Raw genomic sequence first — 18,790 nt, forward strand, 5'->3', positions numbered from 1 at the left:
GTTATCCGTGCTCAGATCCTTATTCACCTTATGCACACTCTCAGGCGTGATATTACTGTCCGGCTGCAAGGAAACCAAATCCGAAACCTGGTATAAGCAGCATCCTGACGAAACTTATGCGGTTTATACACAATGCCTGAAGGATGGCGAGGCAAGCGATAACTGTGAGTTTGCTCAACGGGCTGCCATTATGTTCGCTCAAATTGGTAAGCCCGGAATAAAAGAAAAATTTGAGACACTCTTTCAGCAGGAAGCCGAAAAGAGAAAATCCGTCACCCGGTAATATCTCCTTCAGCAAAACAGGGAATTCTCCCTGTTTTTTATTTCCTTTCTTTATATATCAGGTGAGGCACCATGTCCGGTGGTATTTTTGTTGGTATGGACAAAAACATCATGGATGGACTTCATACCGTACTGGAAGGTCAGTCTTCCACTTACGGCACGATGATAAGCGTCATCATCGCCAGCTCTTTTACCTTATTTATTCTCTATCGCGGTTATCAGACACTGGCTGGCAAACTCCGGACCCCGGTTGAAGATGTCGTCTGGGATGTGGGGCGAATGTTGCTGATCACCACCTTTGCGTTAAACCGGGACGGCTGGCTGGATATGGCGGTAGCGGCTATCCAGGGATTCAAAGACGGTGTCAGCGGCGATGATAACGTCTGGGCGCTGCTTGATACCGTCTGGGAAAAGGCGCAGACACTGGGGCAGACGCTGTTCAGTATGGACACCTCGACTTACGTCAAACTGAATGGCGGCCTTGCCGAAGTCCTGGTATGGGGCGGCGCGATCGTTCTGTTACTGGCTGCCACCTTTGTCAACCTGCTCGCCGAAATCACCATCCTGTTAATGTCGACCACCGCGCCGTTCTTTATTTTCTGCCTGCTGTACGGTTTTCTTAAGCCGATGTTTGATAACTGGCTGAAAACGATTTTCGCGGCAATATTAACGATCATGTTTTCCGCCTTATCCATCCGTATCGCCATCAATTACCTGAATAAAATCCTTGATGCAGCGACCCGGACATCCAATGTCAGCAACATGGTGACGCTGGCAGCACAGTGCCTGCTGGCCGGGATAGCGGCGGGTGTGGTGGTCTGGTTCTCCGCGAAGCTCGCCAGCGCACTCAGCGGGGCCGCCGTACAGGCGGTGCTGCAGGGTGCAGCCATGAGTGGCCTGAGCGGACTGGCAAAGAAATCCGCCGACCTCACCGGTCCGGGTGTAAAGGGTGGTGCCCTCCTGGCTGCGAAAGGCGGCATGGCCGTCGCCGCGGCGACCGGCAGGCTCACCGGCGCAGGCGCGGGTAAAACAGTGAGCACCTGGCAGAAACGCGCCGCCGCCATCGAAAGTATGAAACGCCTGAACCGGCAGCGTCACCGTTAATCCTCCCGATCCTTAATTTCCTTTCCCCGTCACGCCGTGGCCTGCGCCACCGGTGCGGCATTCCTGCATCCATACGATAAGGGGCTTCCATGAAATTCAGCATCATCCTTCTGATGCTGTGCGCGCTCACGGGCTGCGCACGGCATCAGGGCGACCTCCCGCCGGTATCCGGCGAACCCGAACCAGTGAATTCCCCCGCCATCATTCAGGAGCTGACTCACCATGTCTGATATTCAGAACATTGTTAATGTTTCCCGCTCTTTTGAATCCATACTGCTGGAAAAAGAAGAACGTTCCCGAAAAACCGCCTGGCGGGTGGCCGCTGCCGGACTGGTTCTGGCCGCAATGGCGATTATGGCCATTATTATTCTGCTGCCGCTGAAAACCACCGACACTGAATTATGGTCAGTGGATAAACAGACCGGTCGCTATGAATATATGACCCGCGTGAAGGAGCGGGATATTTCATCTGAAAAAGCGCTGGCACATTCACTGGCAGCACACTATGTCAGACTCCGCGAGAGATATAATTATTTCTCCCTCCAGCGTGATTACGACGACGTACAGTTATTTAACAGCGACAGCGTGAACCGGGATTATCTTGACGGGTTTAACGGCGATCAGGCACCGGACGTGATTTTTAACAAGGCGGAATATGTCGTTGATATCGACATTATTTCCAATGTGCATGCGCCCGCCACCGGGCCGGATAATCTGGCAACCCTGCGTATTAAGCGCACAATTCGTCGTGTTGCTGATAATTCCGTGAAAACGGATGTCTGGAATATCCGCCTCACATACCGCTACCTCCCGCACCGGCAACTGACCGACAGCCAGCGCGAAGTGAACCCGCTGGGCTTTATCGTCACCAGCTACCAGCGCGACAAAGAGCTGAGGGGGGAATGATGCTGAAACACATTCTGCTCCTCACGGGGTTACTGGCGTCATGCGTGGCATGGAGCGCGGCGACACCGCGCGGCAACGCGTATGACAGCCGGATGCAGAACGTCACGTACAACAGCCAGAACGCCACGGTCGTCCGTACCCGCCCCGGCTACGTCACCATGCTGGTGTTTGACGATGATGAAACCGTTATCGATGCGCAGGCGGGGTTTCCCAGAGGCTGGACCGTGACAAAAAATGACAACCGGGTGGGCATCAGCCCCAACCCGATTACCCAGCCAGTCACGGACGCCAGCGGCAACAACATCAGCCAGGTGTTTCTGCCGACAGAGAAAGACTGGAAAACCAACCTCTTCGTGGTGACCTCGAAGCGCGATTACAGCCTGGAGCTGAACGTACTGGACCGCGACTCACCCGCCCAGGCCTTTGTTATCCGCTACCACTATCCCGATGAGCAGAGGAAAAAGTCAGCCGCCGCCAGCGCAACCCGCCAGCAACGACAGCAGGAAACACTGGACCGGCAGCGGATAGCGGCGGCATTCGGGCAGACCACCACGCCGCGCAACTGGCGCTATACAAAACGGGTGGCCGCCGGTTCCGCCGCCATCGCCCCGGACTTTACCTGGGATGACGGTCGTTTCGCGTATATCGGTTTTTCCCCCACGAAAACCCTGCCTTCTGTCTTCCTGATGGTTAATGGCCTAGAGCAGGCGGTCACTCCGCAGACAGTTCAACAGGGCAACTACACCGTGATGGTGGTTCCGGCATCGCCGCAGCTGGTTCTGCGTTACGGCACCTCGGTGGTGGGGATCGCAAACGACGGATCCGGGCGTATCCCGCTGACCAACAGTGACACCGTTTCGCCGTCCGTTACGCTGGAGGCAAAATGACCGACAAATCTTTCCCGGACGAACCGGAAAAAACCACCGCAGAACGGGAAGCAGAAGCCCGCGAACGCGCCCGCGCGGCAATGGCATATCAGGAGCCGGAGCAGAAAACGCCGCCCGGTCAGCCGGAAGTGACCCGTTACCGTAAAGCTTCTGGTCGCCGCACGCTGATCGTCAGCCTGCTGAGTCTGGTCCTGGTCATCGCGCTGGCATCCGGTGGCGATCGTCTTCTCAGCGCCCTGAAAAGGGGCGATGAAAAGGACGCCGAAATCGTGCCGCCGTCTTCCACCGGGGCGGCGCAGCAGGAGCGTAAGAATCTGGGTCTGGACAGTAACCCGTTTGGCCTGTTCGGGCCTGGGGGGCAGGAAAGTGCAGACCCTGCCAGTCAGAGCGCCCCGGCCACTCCAGCTCTGCCGCCCGGGCCGACCGCCCTGAACAAGGCGGCAGCGCTGGCAGACGGGCTGAACAGCGGCAATACAGGGTCAGGCGACGATGTGCGCACGTCCCGGAGCGAAACGCACAGTAACGCGGGAACGTCGGGCAGACCGTCAGCATCCACGGCGTACACATCCTGTCAGTCGGTACTGGTCAGTGGCGAAGATGGACGCCTGCGCTGCCCGGATACGACAGCACCGGCAGGCAGCAATAACAACGACAATCCGGGCGTTGCCCGCGTCACCGGTGTCAGACGACTGGGCCTTGATCCCGATCTCTATATCCCGGTGGATCGCTATATTCCGTGTTCGATGATGCGGCGCTTCGTATCCGATGTTGGCGGTCATATCTCCTGCCTGATCGGTGAGAATGTCTGGAGCGCCAGTAACCATGTGAAGCTGATCCCGGCAGGAACGGTCGCCCGTGGCGTCTACCGCACCGGCGCACTGCAACACGGGCGCAGCCGGATGTTTGTGCTGTGGACGGAGTTGCGCACGCCGGAGCCCGGCAGCCTGCAAATCCCGCTCACCGATACGCAGGCCACCGGCCCGCTCGGTGAGGCGGGGATCGCGGGCTGGATCGACAGCCATTTCTGGGAGCGTTTCGGCAACGCCCTGATGCTCAGTACCGTGCAGGACGTGGCGGCAGCGGCATCAGATGCCGCGCCGGGTAAAGACCGCAATACCGACTATACCGAAAACACCCGCGCCGCCACGGCGGAAATGGCGAAAACGACGCTGGAAAACAGCATCAGTATCCCGCCCACGATGTACCTGAACCAGGGCGATGTGATCGGCATCATGACCGGCACGGATATTGATTTTTCCTCTGTTTATCAACTACGGCTGAAAAAGAAATGGTATGAGCACTGAAAACCTGTCACTGGATTTTATGAAAAATCAGCTGTTCGGTAATTATCTGCCAGTCGAAGGGCTGACCGAAATCGTGATTAACCGACCGGGGGAACTGCACACCAAAATAAAGGGAGCATGGCTGCGGCGTGAATCCCCGGTCACGCTGCGTCAGTGTTACGCCTTTGCCAGGGCGCTGGCATCCTGGCATGACGATAATATTGACGATACATCACCGATACTGTCGGCCACGCTCGAATCCGGCGAGCGTATTCAGACGATTATTCCCCCAGCCTGTGAGCGTAATACGGTGTCCATTACGCTGCGCAAGCCCTCGTTTGAACAGAAAACACATCAGTCATGGATTGATGCGGGATTTTACCAGCGTGTGGCCGGTCAGGAGAAAACGGAAAGCCAGGATAATGCACTGATCCGGTTATATCACAGCGGGGATATTCCCCGCTTTATGGAAAAGGTGGTGGAATACGGCAAAACGATTTTTATTGTGGGTGAAACCGGCTCCGGCAAAACCACCTATATGAAAACGCTGCTGCAATATATTCCGCTGCATCTCCGTCTGGTAACGATCGAGGATAATCCCGAAATCCGTTTTTATCACCACGCCAATTATGTGCATCTTTTTTACCCGGCGGATGCCGGGGATAACGCTATTGTCACGACTGGCAGACTGATCCGGGCTAATTATCGTATGAACCCTGACCGGATATTACTGGCGGAAATTCGTGGGCGGGAAGCGTGGGACGCGCTGAAAATTATTGGTTCCGGACATGAGGGATTAATCACCTCCATGCATGCAGGCAGCCCGGAAGAATGCATTGAAGGTATCATTGACCGCTGCTATGAAAACCCCGACTGCCGGAATATTCCTTTTGATGTGCTGTTACGCAAGGTACTTAAAAGCATTGATGTCATCGTCAGCATTGATATACACGGCGATGTGCGCCGGATGCATGATATTTACTTTAAACCAGTTCATTTAAATAGCATGAAAGAGGCATTAATAAAATAACGCCGGTAAATAACATTATCCAAAATACGTAACCTTTCATTAATCATAACGGTGACTGAAATGAAAAAAGCAATATCCTCCGTATTATTGCTCTGCGTTATGGCGTTATGTTCAACATCTGTACTGGCTGCTGATGCCTGCGAAGTGGTGTTATGTATGTACGGTAAAGCAACCGGAAATGGCGGCGGCAGTGAATGTCATTCCGCTGAACGGGCATTCTTTAATATCGTAAAAAAGAATAAACACGGTTTTCTGCCTGACCATACGGCTGATGCCAGAAAATCATTTTTAAGCGAATGTAATTCAGCTGATCCGGCAGTTATCAGCCAGATCATCAGTCAGTTTGGCCGCATACGTGGCTAATCAATGGAGGACATCATCATGGCGAAACCGGGTTTTATTCAACATCCCTGGACAGAACAGCGCGGAGATTCAGTCAGCGCAACCTGTGTTATTAAGCGTATTGAAAATGAAGCGATACGCGGATGTGGACTTTATTATGAAATTTATCACTACCGTGTTATCTGTCAGTTATTACAGCTTCGAGAAACGCTGAATTTCACCGACAGAAAAACGCTGACAGATGAAGCAAAAATGCATGGGTTTAATCTGGATGAAAGCAGCATTAAAGAGAGTCGTCAGTGTTATTCTGGCATAATAAGAGATATTCACGACAGCGAATATTAATCACTCACCTTAGTCGTAATCCCCGTCCAGGCCCCCCCATACCGGTATATTTCAGCAGAGGATCCCAAAGCCATCCCTTAAGGGGCCGGGGAAAATTGCGTGAGCGATTTGGGTGAGTCCGGCGCAGGGTGTGGCGGTTATCAGGTTTTTACGGATTCTGTTTTTCGCGGATTAAGGAGCGAAGAAACAGGGGCCGTAAAAATGAGGCAGCGGACAGAAATATTTTCGCGGGTTAAGGAGCGAAAATATTTCAGGCACTGCGCCTCACCTGCAAACAGCCGCGCCCACGCGGATTTTGCAGGCCGGGGGGAGCCGGATAAATTTCGCCGCCCCAGCGAGCGAAAAGCTGTCGCCCACGACAGCGGTTTACCCGGGGGGCACAGCCCCGCACACCGTCGCGGCTAAGTCTCCGGCCCAAAGCCGGTAGCGTGGCGCGACCACCCTCTTTAAAGGTCAGCTTCCCTTTTATTCCCGCTGCGAGGAACGAGCAAAGGGAAGAAAAAGGCGAAAGCGACCGTCTTAAAGGGGGTGGTCGCGCGTAGCGGGCGACGGTGTGCCGCCGTTGACATTGGGGGTTTTGGCGTGGCGTCCAGCTGCGACATTACCCCCATGTGACATTACATAAGGGCGTCCAGCCCGCATGTAATGGTGCACGCCGTTTCGTGCAGGGAGGCATGCTTTCCTGCACATGGTCGCATAGCGGCCACCTTCTCCGTCCCTGACGTTCGCCCCGCCTTTTCGCCCAACACCGTGGGGCGAATTAATGGGGCGACGTCATGGGGCCAACTGCTGACGAAGGAGGCATCGTGATTTTGAATAAGCTGGCCGTTTCACTGTCGCCGATAGTGAATGGCGCGCTGAACTTCATGGCTTTTATGCAACAGCATCAGCTGATGCTGGCGCTGTTATCGGGGCTGACGATGCCGTTTTTCGCGTCGATGAAAAGCGATGAACGGCAAAAAGCCCCGTTGTGGCAAAAGCTGATTATCGTTTTTTCCCTGCTGTGTTTTCTTTCCGGTACCATGGCCCCGGTTGTTATCTGGATTTTCCAGTGGCTTTATAAAGGCCGTGTAGTCGCCAGCATTCCCGTTCTGGCATTGCCGGTGCTGATTGCCTTTACCGTAACGGGTTTTATTTTGCATATTCTGCTGCGAAGGGTATTAACCCCTGAATTAGACAAAATAAAGAAACGCCTCGTCAGAAAAACCACGCTTGAACGGGAATTGCGCACCGATGTCCGCACGGTAAAATCCCTGCTGCCGGAAACGCTACATTATGACCCGCTGGATTATATCGACCTGAACAAAGGGTTATTTATCGGCATTGACCGAGATATTCAGCCGATGTATTTGCCGTTAAAAGACTGGCAAAAACAACACGCGGATATTATCGGCACCACCGGTGCCGGTAAGGGCGTTGCCACCGGGATATTACTTTATCAAAGTATTCTGGCCGGTGAAGGCGTATTTGTGATGGACCCCAAGGATGATGAATGGGCTCCGCACCTTTACCGCAAAGCCTGCGAGGATGCCGGTAAACCTTTTGCCCTGATTGACCTGCGAAAACCCCAATACCAGTTAAACCTGATTGAAGAGATCACCGCCGATGAACTGGAAGAGCTTTTTGTTGCCGGTTTCAGTCTGGCGGAAAAAGGCCAGGAGTCGGACTTTTACCGGATTGACGACCGGAAAGCGGCACGAATAGCCGCGCAGTTTGTCACCCGTAATACTGCCTCAACCATTCGGGATGTGTATAACGGAGACTACGTTCAGGGCATTGCAGATAAAATAAAAGCCTTTTTCGGGAAAATTGAAGAGCTGGCCTTACTCAATGCCATCAATGCGCCGACAGGATTTTCGCTTAATAGGATATTTGATGAAGGAGGTTGCTGTTATGTGATTGGCTCAATGCGCAACAGCAAAATCATTACCACTCAACGCATGTTGCTGGTTCGCCTGTATCAACTGGCAGAAAGGCGCGAGCGGGTTAAAGACGTGCCCCGCCCCATTGCTATTTATCTTTCCGAACTGAAATACCATTTATCCAAGTCCGCGCTGGAAGGTTTAGGCGCGGCACGCGATAAAGGCGTGCACATTATTATGGACCATCAGTCGATTGCCGATTTAAAAGACTGCCCGGCAGATTTGAAAGGGGACGCTGTTGTCGGCGCAGTCGTTGAGAACGCCAAATTCAAACTGGTTTATCGTGTCATGGATCCGGACACCGCTGAATGGGTGGCCAGGATGTCCGGCACCATATTAGTCGATGATGAGGTCCGCAAAGCGAAAACCGACGCCGTGCTGACGGAGACTATCGACGATGAACGCACCATCAGGCAGGCCGAGCGTTTTTTTACCGACAGCAATATGATCCTGAATCTACCCGATTTTGTCAGCTTCATCTTCACGACAAAAACACTCCCGTCGGCCTCTCTGATTTCGCCCATTAAGGTGAAAAAACGCGACCTGCAGATCTGTGCCGTGTCGCCCGCGATTGCCGCCAACGCCGCAACGGTAAACATCACCCTGGATTTTAACGAGGAGGAAACTTCCCCCGGACCCGCATCAAAGACGGATATCACCACAACGCGACCCGATCTTTTTTTTGATAATACGGACGAAGAAGACACAACAACATCGAGCGCCGATAAAGAGGAAAACCCATCATTGCTGGATTTTTAAAGGGGGGAATGATGCTTATCACCGCATACCGCGAACGCCAGGCGCGACATCACGAAAAAATACAACGACTGCTGAATTTCCTGAAGGAAGAAACGTACAGTGACTTTAAAACCCTGATGTTGCTGTTCAGGTTCAGAGACCATAAATCGCTGTATTCCCTGCTTTCAAAAGTCGAGAACATGGGCTTAATACAAAAGCACGTCCTGGTATCGCGCACCGTGAAAATTTCATTGTGGGGCATAACCAGTGACGGACTGACCGTTGTGTTAACCTCCGACGATGTGCTTTTTCCGGCGCGGTTTGAGCCTTCAAAAATCACCGGCTGGACGCTGGAGCATCACCTTGATAATCAGGCGGCCCGGATTATCCTTGAGCAAAAAGGCGCATCCGGATGGATAAACGGCGATCGCACAACTTTCCTCAGCCGGTATCAGGTCAGTCACCGCCCGGACGGGTTGATCACCCTGCCCGGCGGCACCGTTATCGCCATTGAAACCGAGCGCCGCTTGAAAACCCGAGCCCGTTATCAGTCGATCATTGCCAGCCACCTACTGGCCCGGACCCGCAAGCAGTGGATTTACGTTTTTTATGTTGTGCCCGATCCACAGAAGAAGCGTGCGCTTGAACTGCTGTTTGACAGCATCAGGCATGTCATCATCAACCATCAGCACGTCCCGCTGGAAGAACGCCACCGTCGGGTGTTTCGCATTTATACCTTTGATGAACTGAAACACCTGTCATTAGGCAGCTATACGTAAGCTTTTACTCAGGCCATCTCGATGGCCTCACCGGCCTGGCGGCGATACCGCCAGGCCGGACGATTTTTTATTCCACTGCGAGGCGTAGACTGTTCGGTACTCGCTGTGCTGCGTTCCGCCTCAGTCTGCGCCTTGCAGCGTTGCCGGTTAAAAACCATGTAACCGCATTCCCTTGCGGTTGTTTGATTCCGGTCTCAGAGTTTATCCATCAGGTAACGATGTGCTTTGGAGGCAGCGCTGGCCGCTTTGAAAATATAACGCTTGTCATTTTTCAACGCTTTCAGCCAGGAAGCAATATAGCTTTCATGTTGTACCTCTCCCTCAATGCCAAGATCAGCCATCAGAAAGGCACTTCCCAGTTCCGCGACAAGTTCTTCCTCTGCATAATCCGCATTGCCAAACTTCCCTTTCATTTCACGGTTCAGACGTTTTTTGCCACCACTCCAGTGAACCAGCTCATGCAGACCTGTAGCGTAGAAATTAGCCGCATCTGAAAACAGATGGCGCTCAGGTAGCCAGACTTCATCTGTTGATGGAATGAAAAAGGCGTTTTGTCCTTTCTCGATGATGTTTGCGCCACTCTTCCGTAACAGGTTCTCAGCCTGCGGCACCGGGTCAAAGGTTGCTTCCGGGCTAACAGTTTCTGTGGTCAGAGTTAAACCGTCGATTTGCTGAACGTTAAACACGGTGAAAGTTTTCAGCATAGGGATTTGTTCAACTTCTCCGGCGTCGTTTTCCTTCTCCAGCGTGGTATAGAAAATAGCTGTTGTGCCATGCTCACCCTTGCGAACCTGTCCACCTGCTACCTGTGCCTGTTTGTAGGTCATCCAGCGGGAATCGCTGAAACCCTGTTTTGATGCACTGCACCACAGCAACATGATGTTCATACCGCTGTAGGCTACGCCGGTGGCGTAATTCGATGGCAAACCAGACATGCCAGATACACGCTGCCACGGGCAAGACCAGGGTTTCACACCGGCTTCCAGCACTGCAATGATGCTATCGGTAACGGTCTGATAAATATCCGTTCTGGTTTTAGAAAATTTCGTTTTTGAGGAGCCTGACGGGTCCAGCGGGGATACGCTGGTCGCCGCTGCGGTGTTAGGGGCGCTTGTCCGGGTGGTGCGCAGGGAAATCGTCATGTTTTTTCTCCGTCAGTGGTGTGATTTTCGTCTTCGTATCGCCTGACGGTTCGCTTTCCCGGCATCGTTCCGGCACGCAAGGACGCAGAATGCGTGCCATTTATCCTTGCTGGACGGGTTGTGCTGGGAAACGATTAACCGAAAGCAGATATGGAGAACGGAAAGCACACGGAAGAAAAAACTGCCCCTGCATAGCCGGGCTTAACGCCCCTTACTTCGCAGTGGTGAAAAGCAGACTGGTGGTGTTGAGTCGGAGACTGGCACTGACAGGAACTTCATGTAGGTGTTAGCATGCTTTCCTGCCGGGCGAGGCGATCCAGCTAACCGGAGGCGGTTTGTTCTTAAATTGTCTCGTTCCGACATCAATCACAACCAAGTCTGTGCTGTCTCCTTATTGAGCGCCGCATACAGTCTATCTACCATCAAACGGATTCGGGGTGAGAGATTTCTTGAAAAAGGCCACAGCGCCGTAACCGTCGCATCCTACTTGGGGTCTCAACGGGTATTATCCTCAATTCCCCGCGCCGGATCGTCGGTTTTATCAGAGTTTCGGCGAAGAGCGCCATACTAGGTCAGGACGGTGAAATTCGTAGCGGAGTTGAAGAGAATGGACTTTAGCCGTGCGCGCGACACAAAAAAGCACTAACGCCTTATGTCGTCGATGGAGTTAGTCAGGAGGCCAATCCCGACGCCTGATTTTGCAGGCGCGGGGTAAGGAAACAGCGATTGATGATGAGCGGCAAGAAAATTACTGGAAAGTGGATCGCAGAAAATAAAAAATCCATCCATAGAGTATATAATTATTCTGTCTGTTAAGCATTCTTAATAAACCTCTCTACTTTCCTCTATTATTTTTCGAGACAATATTTAGTGGTTTTTCTTCCATTGCAGGAAAAACTGAAATGCCGATCTTCTGGGTTCCTGAGTATCCACAACATAAAAATTTCGTGGGATATTGTTCTCCGAACTAGCGCCAAAGACATTCAATCCATACAGAGTAACGTCGCAACCTATCATCTCATTAGACTCAGGAATAAATCGAGTCGGAATATGAAATACTTTTGCCATATAACCATCAGGAAGTAGGAGTCGTAGAGTCGTAAAATTATTATCCATCTCAACCTCCAGTAATCGCCCATGAATATCGATGTTAAAATGACGATCGTCAGGGCAGGATTGTTGCCTGAAATGACATGAATTTTTTGAGTAAATCGGGCACGAGCAACGGCCAGCACACTGAATACAATGTTTACCCGGCCGAGCTATATTAAGCGCAGAAAAAGAAGTATTACGAGGTAATATTTCATTAAATGAGACAAGAACACGATTGACGCATTCTTGCAGGCTGTTATCCAATACACCGGTCCAGCTACCCCCTACTCCGGCTAGTTCCAGTTCAATATTAATTTCAGGAGCTAGCTCTTTTATCATCATGCCATATGCCGCTATTTGTAACAAATATTCTTCTTTCGGCTGATTTTTTTCGTCTCTCACTTCGCCGGTTTTAAAGTCAACAACCCGTATCTGCCCGGTTTCTTTTCTGTAAATGAGATCGGCACGTCCCTGCATATCGAAACAAGTACTTTTCAGCAGTTTTTCCCGACCTACCGGAATAACACTTTCCCGCATTTTTATCATATCTGGCAAATGTCCACCCCGTTCATCAACCGGAGTAACAAGAGATTTGGCGTAACGAATGTATTTGATCAACGCCTGACGCGATACTAATCCAGCAATGCCATAGCGTTCCCAGACCCATAGCGCCAGTGCTCCTTGCTGAGTCTTTATCAAGGTCGCCACAAAGTCGTTTTCAAGCCTCTGTATGATTGATTCAGGACTATTCTCGCCACTTTTTTGCAACGTGTTTGCCAGTCTGTGCACGGCACTCCCCAGAGCAGCCTGAGGAGGCAAAGGCAAACACAGGAAAGAATGCTGCTCGCTTTCCAGCAAGTACCTCATTGGGCAGGTAATAAATACGCCCAGCTTTGAGGGGAGCACCGGGCGGGTACGCTCCAACGTCATTATATTCATTTTTCGCTCGAACGAGGTGGTGTGCACAGTTTTGCCATCACAGTTCCCATACGGCGAGAAAGCTCAAAGGTGTTTGTAAATACGATATCTTCCTCAAGCGAGAGCACCTCAAGTTCAGGATTAGCTTTAAAAACCCCGTCATAACTCCAGAAAGGATGCAGTACTGCCGCCCAGCGTTGTGGGCTAATACCTATCAGCGGGATATTTCCCACGATTTTTACTTCACTCCCCTTAAATAAAGACGATGCTTCTTCGGCCAGTCGTTTGGCATTAACCGTCCAGTCAATTATGCCGGGGGATGAAAAATCTCCACGTAGTCCGGCATCATAGGTTTTATCCAAAAGCAATTGAATGACATCCAGTCCCAGACGCCAGTCGAGCAAGCCATGATAAGCCTGATTACCGTATCGATGCAGGCAGTAATAACATGCCTGAAAACATACGTCGCGATGCTGTGGTTCTAAAAACTCTTTTAGTGGATAGGATCTTTCGTCATTGATAATCTCATTCATCACTTCAAGAACAATCGGAGAGCCAGAGCTCCCGATCTGCTGTAGTCGCTCGCATAATCCAGAACCATTAACCAGACGATCGGCCATTTGTAATATCGGTGCAGAAATACCGTTTTTTAAAATTTGTACGCGAGGCTCCAGAATTTCAATTTCTTCCGGATCAGTATCAAGTAGCTCTTTCGAAGCATAGTTGACGATGATAAAAGAAGCAGATAGCGCGGCCGCCCGAAATGCAGGAGTCAGTGCGCCTTGCAAGTACTGTAACTGGAGGTCCACCGGAGTATCCACCAACATCAACGCCAGTAAATCGGTTACTTTAGGTGCCGAGAGATAAAACGATTCTCGGCTTTCCTGCATAGGGGTAAAGCGGTTTTTAAGTGATAAATCAGCCTCAAGAAGGTTACTGTCTAACCATACGTGGTTTGCCCATAGCGGCTGATATACTCCCGCCTTTCTGAATGGAACCCGTAGATTGCCTTGTATCGCATTGAAACCACTCCATGTTTTGTCCGCATAAACACCACGATTTAACCTGTTAAGGCAGGTTTGGGATTTTAGCTGGATGGCAACATTAGAGTCAGGTACAGATACTGCATTCTCAATTGAGTAAGCTTCAGCAATAGATACTCTGCTGGCCACCGTCAGGGTTTGGTCAAAGTCTTCTTTTGCAGATTTATCTTCAAGAGTGGTAATAAATCCGTTGGGTACGTAACACGAATATTGCTCAGCACCATCCATGACCCCACCGCAGGCGCTGCATACAGCGGTCATCGAGCCCACCAGTACCCAGACTTTGCACACCGGGCAAACGGTCATCGCCCTGCATTCTCCCGGTTCGTCAGCTTCAGTGAAAAATTCGGCCGGGTTTTTGTAGCTTTGCTTCAGCATTCCGGCATAGCCTGCGGTAAAGTAACGGCGCTTGTCCTGTACCAGATATTTTCCCGGTGCAAATTCCTGAATCGCAATATCCAGATCGCGATCCATGCTGGCGAACTGTACATCATGTTCGTCCGTACTCACCGGCCTTGTCAGCAGAAGTCGTGTTCGGGTTGGCATACCGTACATAGGGAATTTTCCCTGTTCGGCCAACGCTTCCGCCAGTCCCTTTCCTGCCATAGCGTCGTCGTCCAGTACTGATTTAATATCTTGTATTAGACATTCCGGCGTCAGAGGGTGGATTATTGTACGGTAGAATATTTCATCCTGTTGCATACACGCTTGAGCAAACTCATCACGCGCGTTGATGGTTTCTTTCAGCGCGTTACGAATGCGCGGCAACCAGTTTGCCTGATTTTCTTTTAGCCAATGAACCTGAAAAAACTCTCCGTGATTGTCGGGTTTATGTCTGTCACCATCAACAGGCCACGACTGCCCCGAATCCACCACTTGCTCTCTGAGCCACTTAAAAGCGGCCACCAGCCAGATTTTGCGCACTAAGCGCTGGCAGATCATTTCCAGTTTAGTAGTTAAGAAAGGTGGCGGAGGGAGATCGCCGGTGATCTTTTCCGGGTTACGGAAGTAAAATAAATCATGGCTCTTGCTGCGACATGCCGTTAATACAAATGCAAAAGCCTGCCCACGTCGTCCCGCTCGCCCTACGCGTTGCTGGTAATTAAAACGTTGCGGCGGCATGTTAGCCTGAAAAACTGCGCGTAGATCGCCAATATCAACCCCCACTTCCATCGTGGTGGTAACAGAGAGTACATCCACCTCTCTGGCGGCTCTATCCAACTCAGGATGAGGTTCGAAGTCCTCCAGCCCTTTTGGCAATATGTCGTCATCATCAGCAATGAGGATACTTTTAAAACGGCGTAATCTCGCTGCCGGATTCCCCGTCATGCCCGTGAGTTCTTCAGAACGCATTCTACTGATACGGGAAGCATACGATATACGTTTACCGAGATAGTTTTGGGTTTGTAATTCCCCCGCGTTACCAGAAGATGTTTCAGGTAGTGGCGCATAACAGCGGGTGCAAAGTTTTGCCCCCTTGTGCAAATGGACGCGGCCACAGTGACTACAGCGCCAGAAAGGAGCGGTAGCCTCTACTAAACGAAAGTGCACTTTTCCAATGTCAATAATGCCGCCCTGATGACCAGAGCGTTTGAGGTGCACCAGAAAGTCCCCAATCAGCGATAATGTCTTGGCTCTGGAGTGGTTACAAAGCTCATCGCTAAAACGGCGCAACCGATTTTTAGGCTTCACATCCTCTGCAACATGCCAGCGCGTTTCTGTTGTTGTGTACTGGGACGGTGCGACTCGATAGGCATCCGCCAATACGCGAAGCATAGCGTCATAGACAGCCAATTGTTCCCGCGAGCAGTTGTTAGCCAGAGGAAGACAGGGATAACCCCATCCTGCTTCTTCCAGCGCAAAATAGGTTTTACTGAACACGCTTTCCCCGACCAGTTGTTTTAGGTCGCGGGAGATTTCCTTCCGGGCAACGTCCAGATTATCCTCATAGGAAGGATGTTTCTTCCAACACCATTTGGTCTGTTTGTTTTTTTCAAATAATTGCTGCCATGCAAAAGTGATAGTTTCTTCATCATGTTTTTGTTTTGAGGGCTCAGGGACAGGAGATATCCCCGTTCGATCGGTAGGATGAATACCCGCGTCAACTAATGTTGCCAACAGAGGATTAAGGACGTTGCCTGCGATTGGTGCTTCAGGCTCCAGTATGCTGCTCAGCGATACGCTGTCTGCCTGTGGCAGTAGCAATAAGTCACTCAGCCGCTCTTTTTCGCCAAAAAGCTGTCCTAATTCTTTGTCTTCATCCGCAGAGAGCCGCCCCTCTTTAATCTCTTTGCTAATTAGTTCTTTTCTGCGTTTATTAAGTTGTTCTAACTGTATGGTCACTTCTTTATGGGAGCACTGACTCGCTGACAGTTCCTTCAGCGAGCGCACAACAATCTCACGGCGAACATCATCATGGTGACCTGACTCCAAATCGAGCGCCGCATTGGCAGCATCCTGCCGACTGTCAGAAAATGTGACCAGCCGTTCCCGATCGCCAGAGCGTTGTAATTCAGCCATCAACGTACTGGCCAAGAGCTGCGTGGTTTTCGCAAAGCCGACTCGAAAACTGCGGATAGGTGATAGTTTACCTTTACCGTATTTATATGATGTACCACATGCCGGACACTGGAAAGGCAGCGCACTCCCCGGTGACTGGCTGGACGACTGGCCTCTTTTCCTAGTGGAAAAATCACCCGATGGGACATAATAGAACCAGCCTGCAATATGAGTTTGTTCAATCGATCTTATAGGCGATAACGTGTGTTGAATCGCCGCAGTAAACGGATCGTAACCAGCCTTAATCCACTTCCCAAAAGAGTCCTCATCGGCTGGAGTTCCTTCTCCTCTAGGCCAGAATCGATCGACGGTCGGCATAAACAACGCATATTCTTCGGCGGAACGTCGTTCAACCATAACCGATTTCGCATGTTCAGGTAGTTGATCAATATCGGGATCGTTGGGTAAAAGCTCTACGCGGCTATCCGTTGCCGAGAAAGAAGAGGGTTTGCCGCCAAAAAATAGTGTGGCGCAACACTCACAGTAGAGTAATTCTACGCGTCGTGATTTTTTGTTGTCATAGTGACGCTCGCCATAACGCAGGCCAGACTCAACCGTCAGATCGGCAAAAAAGTGCTGATCTCTTTCTTCTGTTGATGCACTTGAGGGGGAAGGTAGCGGTGCTGCATATAATCCTTCCAGAGCCCGTAAAAACGCATGGGCGCGAAAACGTGGCAATGGAATATCATCGGGAAAGGGATGTGAAAACCACTCAGGCCAGCTATCTGTAGCAGCACGTAACCATATTAATGCACGAATCCCCTCACGTCCTGCGGAATGGGAGGGAAATATACGCTCTGCCAGAGCAGTTATTGATGTAGCACGCAGAGACTTTTCACATGTATAGCAACCTTTTTCAAGCATACAGGCGGCCTGCACAACAACCCATTTAGCCAGTTTTTCCATACACTGCTCGTCATGATAGCCCCCCATACTTCGGGCAACGTTTGACCAGTGTTGCAAAGATGGCAGTGAGGATCCCTGTAGCTGTCTTACCGTATTGCAGAAGTCGTTGAGGTCTCCGTGGAAATGCAACGTATTATCCTGTGCTGGAGAAACCATGGCACCATTCACCACGCAATCTGCCCAGTCTTTAGCTGCTGCACTCACAGGCAGTCCTCGCTGACCGAACATCCCCCATAAATACTCAACGCTTTTCTTACCTTCAGGGCCATCAACGGGCAGTGAGGCACTGGATGCCAGAATACGGAGCTTATGTCGGTGCTGTTCCTGATCCAGCCCCAGACGGTTTATGAGATGTTTGAGCAAATAACTGACTTCGGTCCCTGCTGTACCGCGCTGAAGATGCAGTTCGTCAAGGACAAGATAAAAATAGGCATCAGGATCGTGTTCAATCCATTCTCGGGTTTGGTCAAAAATAGGATCGTCAATCTCCCGTACCAACATCGTGGAAAGCATACTGGTGTTAGTAATCAGTATATCCGGAGGTGATTTTTGCATTTCCCAGCGGCTAAGCATTTCTCCGCCTGATACACTAGGGAAATTGAATTGCAGGTTATCATCATGATCCCGAATCCCCTGCCGCACAGCTTCCCGATGAGTGTCTTCCACGGATTGAAGATATTCGCGCAATTCAGTGATTTTACCAGCGACCCGTTTTTTCTCTTTTTTCTCTTTTTCCTCGCTCCCCGGTCGGGGATGGTTTAACCAGCCAGTGACTTTCGTTGCGCCAGTATAACGACCAAAAAAGATACGGTTGCCACCCAAGTGTAAATCCATCGCTTCATGTGCTTCTCGGGAATCAAGCGCCCGACGCATACGCACCATTTGATCTTCAACCAGTGCGTTCATTGGATACAAAATTAGCGCTCGTACGGCTTTTGGCCGTGCTGATGCTTCTGCCTCACGCATAAACGTAGGCTGAGTATTTACTCCACTATGCCACCACGGCTGCCAGCATTTAAGCGAAGGACTTTTCGGCCAACCACTCGCTTCTTTCACAATTTGAGCCAGAACTGGCAGCAGAAAAGATTCTGTTTTACCTGACCCTGTTCCTGATGTAACGATACCCGGCATTGCGGGCTGTACACCTCTTTTCAGCATGTCTAGCTGGTGGGTATAAAGTTTAAAACGTCCTTTGGTGGAATCGGCTTTATCGCGAGGCAAAAGCCCTCCCAGACAAAGATCGATAAATGCGTCCCTTTGTTGCTCGGTAAACCCTGGCAGCCATTCCTCACCTTCAGCCACATTACGTAAATCACTGATGGTTAAACCATAATCCTGATATCTTGGCATTGGTTCCAGAAAAAGATCTGCACATAATGTACCTTGCTGTTCCAGTAAGCTACGTCGATATGCCTGAATATCGGGTGAACCTATACGAAAAGCAGTTTCAAGATAGGTGATGTAAAAATCCCTTATTGATTCAAATGATTCCAGTGGGTTATTCATAAAATG

Annotated in this window: 14 protein-coding genes; 11 read left to right on the forward strand and 3 right to left on the reverse strand. The window is 50.9% G+C overall.

Going from position 1 to position 18,790, the window contains the following annotated elements; genetic code table 11:
- The first annotated feature begins 7 nt into the window (after window positions 1-7).
- The 11 genes from EDF82_RS08075 (at window position 8) to mobC (ending at window position 9,618) form a co-directional block, all read left to right on the forward strand.
- Window positions 8-283, forward strand: coding sequence for an EexN family lipoprotein (locus tag EDF82_RS08075; protein WP_123754993.1), 276 nt, complete (start codon window positions 8-10; stop codon window positions 281-283).
- 71 nt (window positions 284-354) lie between these two features.
- A complete protein-coding gene (locus EDF82_RS08080) occupies window positions 355-1,386 on the forward strand; it encodes a type IV secretion system protein (protein WP_123754994.1) in 1,032 nt (343 codons plus the stop codon).
- 89 nt (window positions 1,387-1,475) lie between these two features.
- Window positions 1,476-1,616, forward strand: coding sequence for a hypothetical protein (locus EDF82_RS25290; protein ID WP_020078407.1), 141 nt, complete (start codon window positions 1,476-1,478; stop codon window positions 1,614-1,616).
- Complete coding sequence (locus EDF82_RS08085) at window positions 1,609-2,292, forward strand: virB8 family protein (protein WP_123754995.1); 684 nt, start codon at window positions 1,609-1,611, stop codon at window positions 2,290-2,292. The genes EDF82_RS25290 and EDF82_RS08085 overlap by 8 nt, the downstream gene beginning before the upstream one ends.
- The gene (virB9, locus tag EDF82_RS08090) at window positions 2,289-3,179 is read left to right on the forward strand and encodes a P-type conjugative transfer protein VirB9 (RefSeq protein ID WP_199733669.1); all 891 of its coding nucleotides are present in this window, start codon (window positions 2,289-2,291) and stop codon (window positions 3,177-3,179) included. The genes EDF82_RS08085 and virB9 overlap by 4 nt, the downstream gene beginning before the upstream one ends.
- Window positions 3,176-4,483 (forward strand): VirB10/TraB/TrbI family type IV secretion system protein, encoded by a 1,308-nt coding sequence (gene virB10, locus EDF82_RS08095; RefSeq protein WP_123754997.1) that lies wholly within the window; start codon window positions 3,176-3,178, stop codon window positions 4,481-4,483. The genes virB9 and virB10 overlap by 4 nt, the downstream gene beginning before the upstream one ends.
- Complete coding sequence (virB11, locus tag EDF82_RS08100) at window positions 4,473-5,492, forward strand: P-type DNA transfer ATPase VirB11 (RefSeq protein ID WP_123754998.1); 1,020 nt, start codon at window positions 4,473-4,475, stop codon at window positions 5,490-5,492. Before virB10 ends, virB11 begins: the two co-directional genes overlap by 11 nt.
- 60 nt (window positions 5,493-5,552) lie before the next feature.
- On the forward strand, window positions 5,553-5,855 hold the full coding sequence (locus EDF82_RS08105) for a TrbM/KikA/MpfK family conjugal transfer protein (RefSeq protein ID WP_123754999.1): 303 nt from the start codon (window positions 5,553-5,555) through the stop codon (window positions 5,853-5,855).
- A gap of 18 nt (window positions 5,856-5,873) precedes the next feature.
- Window positions 5,874-6,179 (forward strand): hypothetical protein, encoded by a 306-nt coding sequence (locus EDF82_RS08110; protein ID WP_123755000.1) that lies wholly within the window; start codon window positions 5,874-5,876, stop codon window positions 6,177-6,179.
- An 806-nt stretch (window positions 6,180-6,985) separates the two neighbouring features.
- Complete coding sequence (locus EDF82_RS08115) at window positions 6,986-8,860, forward strand: type IV secretion system DNA-binding domain-containing protein (RefSeq protein WP_123755001.1); 1,875 nt, start codon at window positions 6,986-6,988, stop codon at window positions 8,858-8,860.
- Window positions 8,861-8,871: 11 nt separating this feature from the next.
- Window positions 8,872-9,618, forward strand: a complete 747-nt coding sequence (mobC, locus tag EDF82_RS08120) for a MobC family replication-relaxation protein (RefSeq protein WP_122302043.1) — start codon at window positions 8,872-8,874, stop codon at window positions 9,616-9,618.
- A gap of 194 nt (window positions 9,619-9,812) precedes the next feature.
- Here the strand turns inward: mobC and EDF82_RS08125 are convergent, their stop codons facing one another.
- The 3 genes from EDF82_RS08125 to EDF82_RS08140 all read right to left on the reverse strand — a co-directional run bounded on the left by EDF82_RS08125 (window position 9,813) and on the right by EDF82_RS08140 (window position 18,784).
- Window positions 9,813-10,760: an ArdC family protein gene (locus EDF82_RS08125; protein WP_090049486.1), complete on the reverse strand. Its 948-nt coding sequence runs from the start codon at window positions 10,758-10,760 to the stop codon at window positions 9,813-9,815.
- Window positions 10,761-11,627: 867 nt separating this feature from the next.
- Window positions 11,628-12,782 carry a PD-(D/E)XK nuclease family protein gene (locus EDF82_RS08135; protein WP_158613265.1) on the reverse strand — a complete coding sequence of 385 codons (1,155 nt, stop codon included), beginning with the start codon at window positions 12,780-12,782 and terminating at the stop codon, window positions 11,628-11,630.
- A 5-nt stretch (window positions 12,783-12,787) separates the two neighbouring features.
- The gene (locus EDF82_RS08140; protein WP_090049490.1) at window positions 12,788-18,784 is read right to left on the reverse strand and encodes a DEAD/DEAH box helicase; all 5,997 of its coding nucleotides are present in this window, start codon (window positions 18,782-18,784) and stop codon (window positions 12,788-12,790) included.
- Between the last annotated feature and the right edge of the window lie 6 nt (window positions 18,785-18,790).

Source organism: Klebsiella sp. BIGb0399, assembly GCF_003752615.1.
Lineage (GTDB): Bacteria > Pseudomonadota > Gammaproteobacteria > Enterobacterales > Enterobacteriaceae > Klebsiella > Klebsiella lignicola.

Coding starts and splice junctions, on each gene's coding strand:
- EDF82_RS08080 (WP_123754994.1), top strand. CDS start 355: ATGTCCGGTGGTATTTTTGTTGGTATGGACAAAAACATCATGGATGGA.
- EDF82_RS25290 (WP_020078407.1), top strand. CDS start 1,476: ATGAAATTCAGCATCATCCTTCTGATGCTGTGCGCGCTCACGGGCTGC.
- EDF82_RS08085 (WP_123754995.1), top strand. CDS start 1,609: ATGTCTGATATTCAGAACATTGTTAATGTTTCCCGCTCTTTTGAATCC.
- virB9 (WP_199733669.1), top strand. CDS start 2,289: ATGATGCTGAAACACATTCTGCTCCTCACGGGGTTACTGGCGTCATGC.
- virB10 (WP_123754997.1), top strand. CDS start 3,176: ATGACCGACAAATCTTTCCCGGACGAACCGGAAAAAACCACCGCAGAA.
- virB11 (WP_123754998.1), top strand. CDS start 4,473: ATGAGCACTGAAAACCTGTCACTGGATTTTATGAAAAATCAGCTGTTC.
- EDF82_RS08105 (WP_123754999.1), top strand. CDS start 5,553: ATGAAAAAAGCAATATCCTCCGTATTATTGCTCTGCGTTATGGCGTTA.
- EDF82_RS08110 (WP_123755000.1), top strand. CDS start 5,874: ATGGCGAAACCGGGTTTTATTCAACATCCCTGGACAGAACAGCGCGGA.
- mobC (WP_122302043.1), top strand. CDS start 8,872: ATGCTTATCACCGCATACCGCGAACGCCAGGCGCGACATCACGAAAAA.
- EDF82_RS08125 (WP_090049486.1), bottom strand. CDS start 10,760: ATGACGATTTCCCTGCGCACCACCCGGACAAGCGCCCCTAACACCGCA.
- EDF82_RS08135 (WP_158613265.1), bottom strand. CDS start 12,782: ATGACGTTGGAGCGTACCCGCCCGGTGCTCCCCTCAAAGCTGGGCGTA.
- EDF82_RS08140 (WP_090049490.1), bottom strand. CDS start 18,784: ATGAATAACCCACTGGAATCATTTGAATCAATAAGGGATTTTTACATC.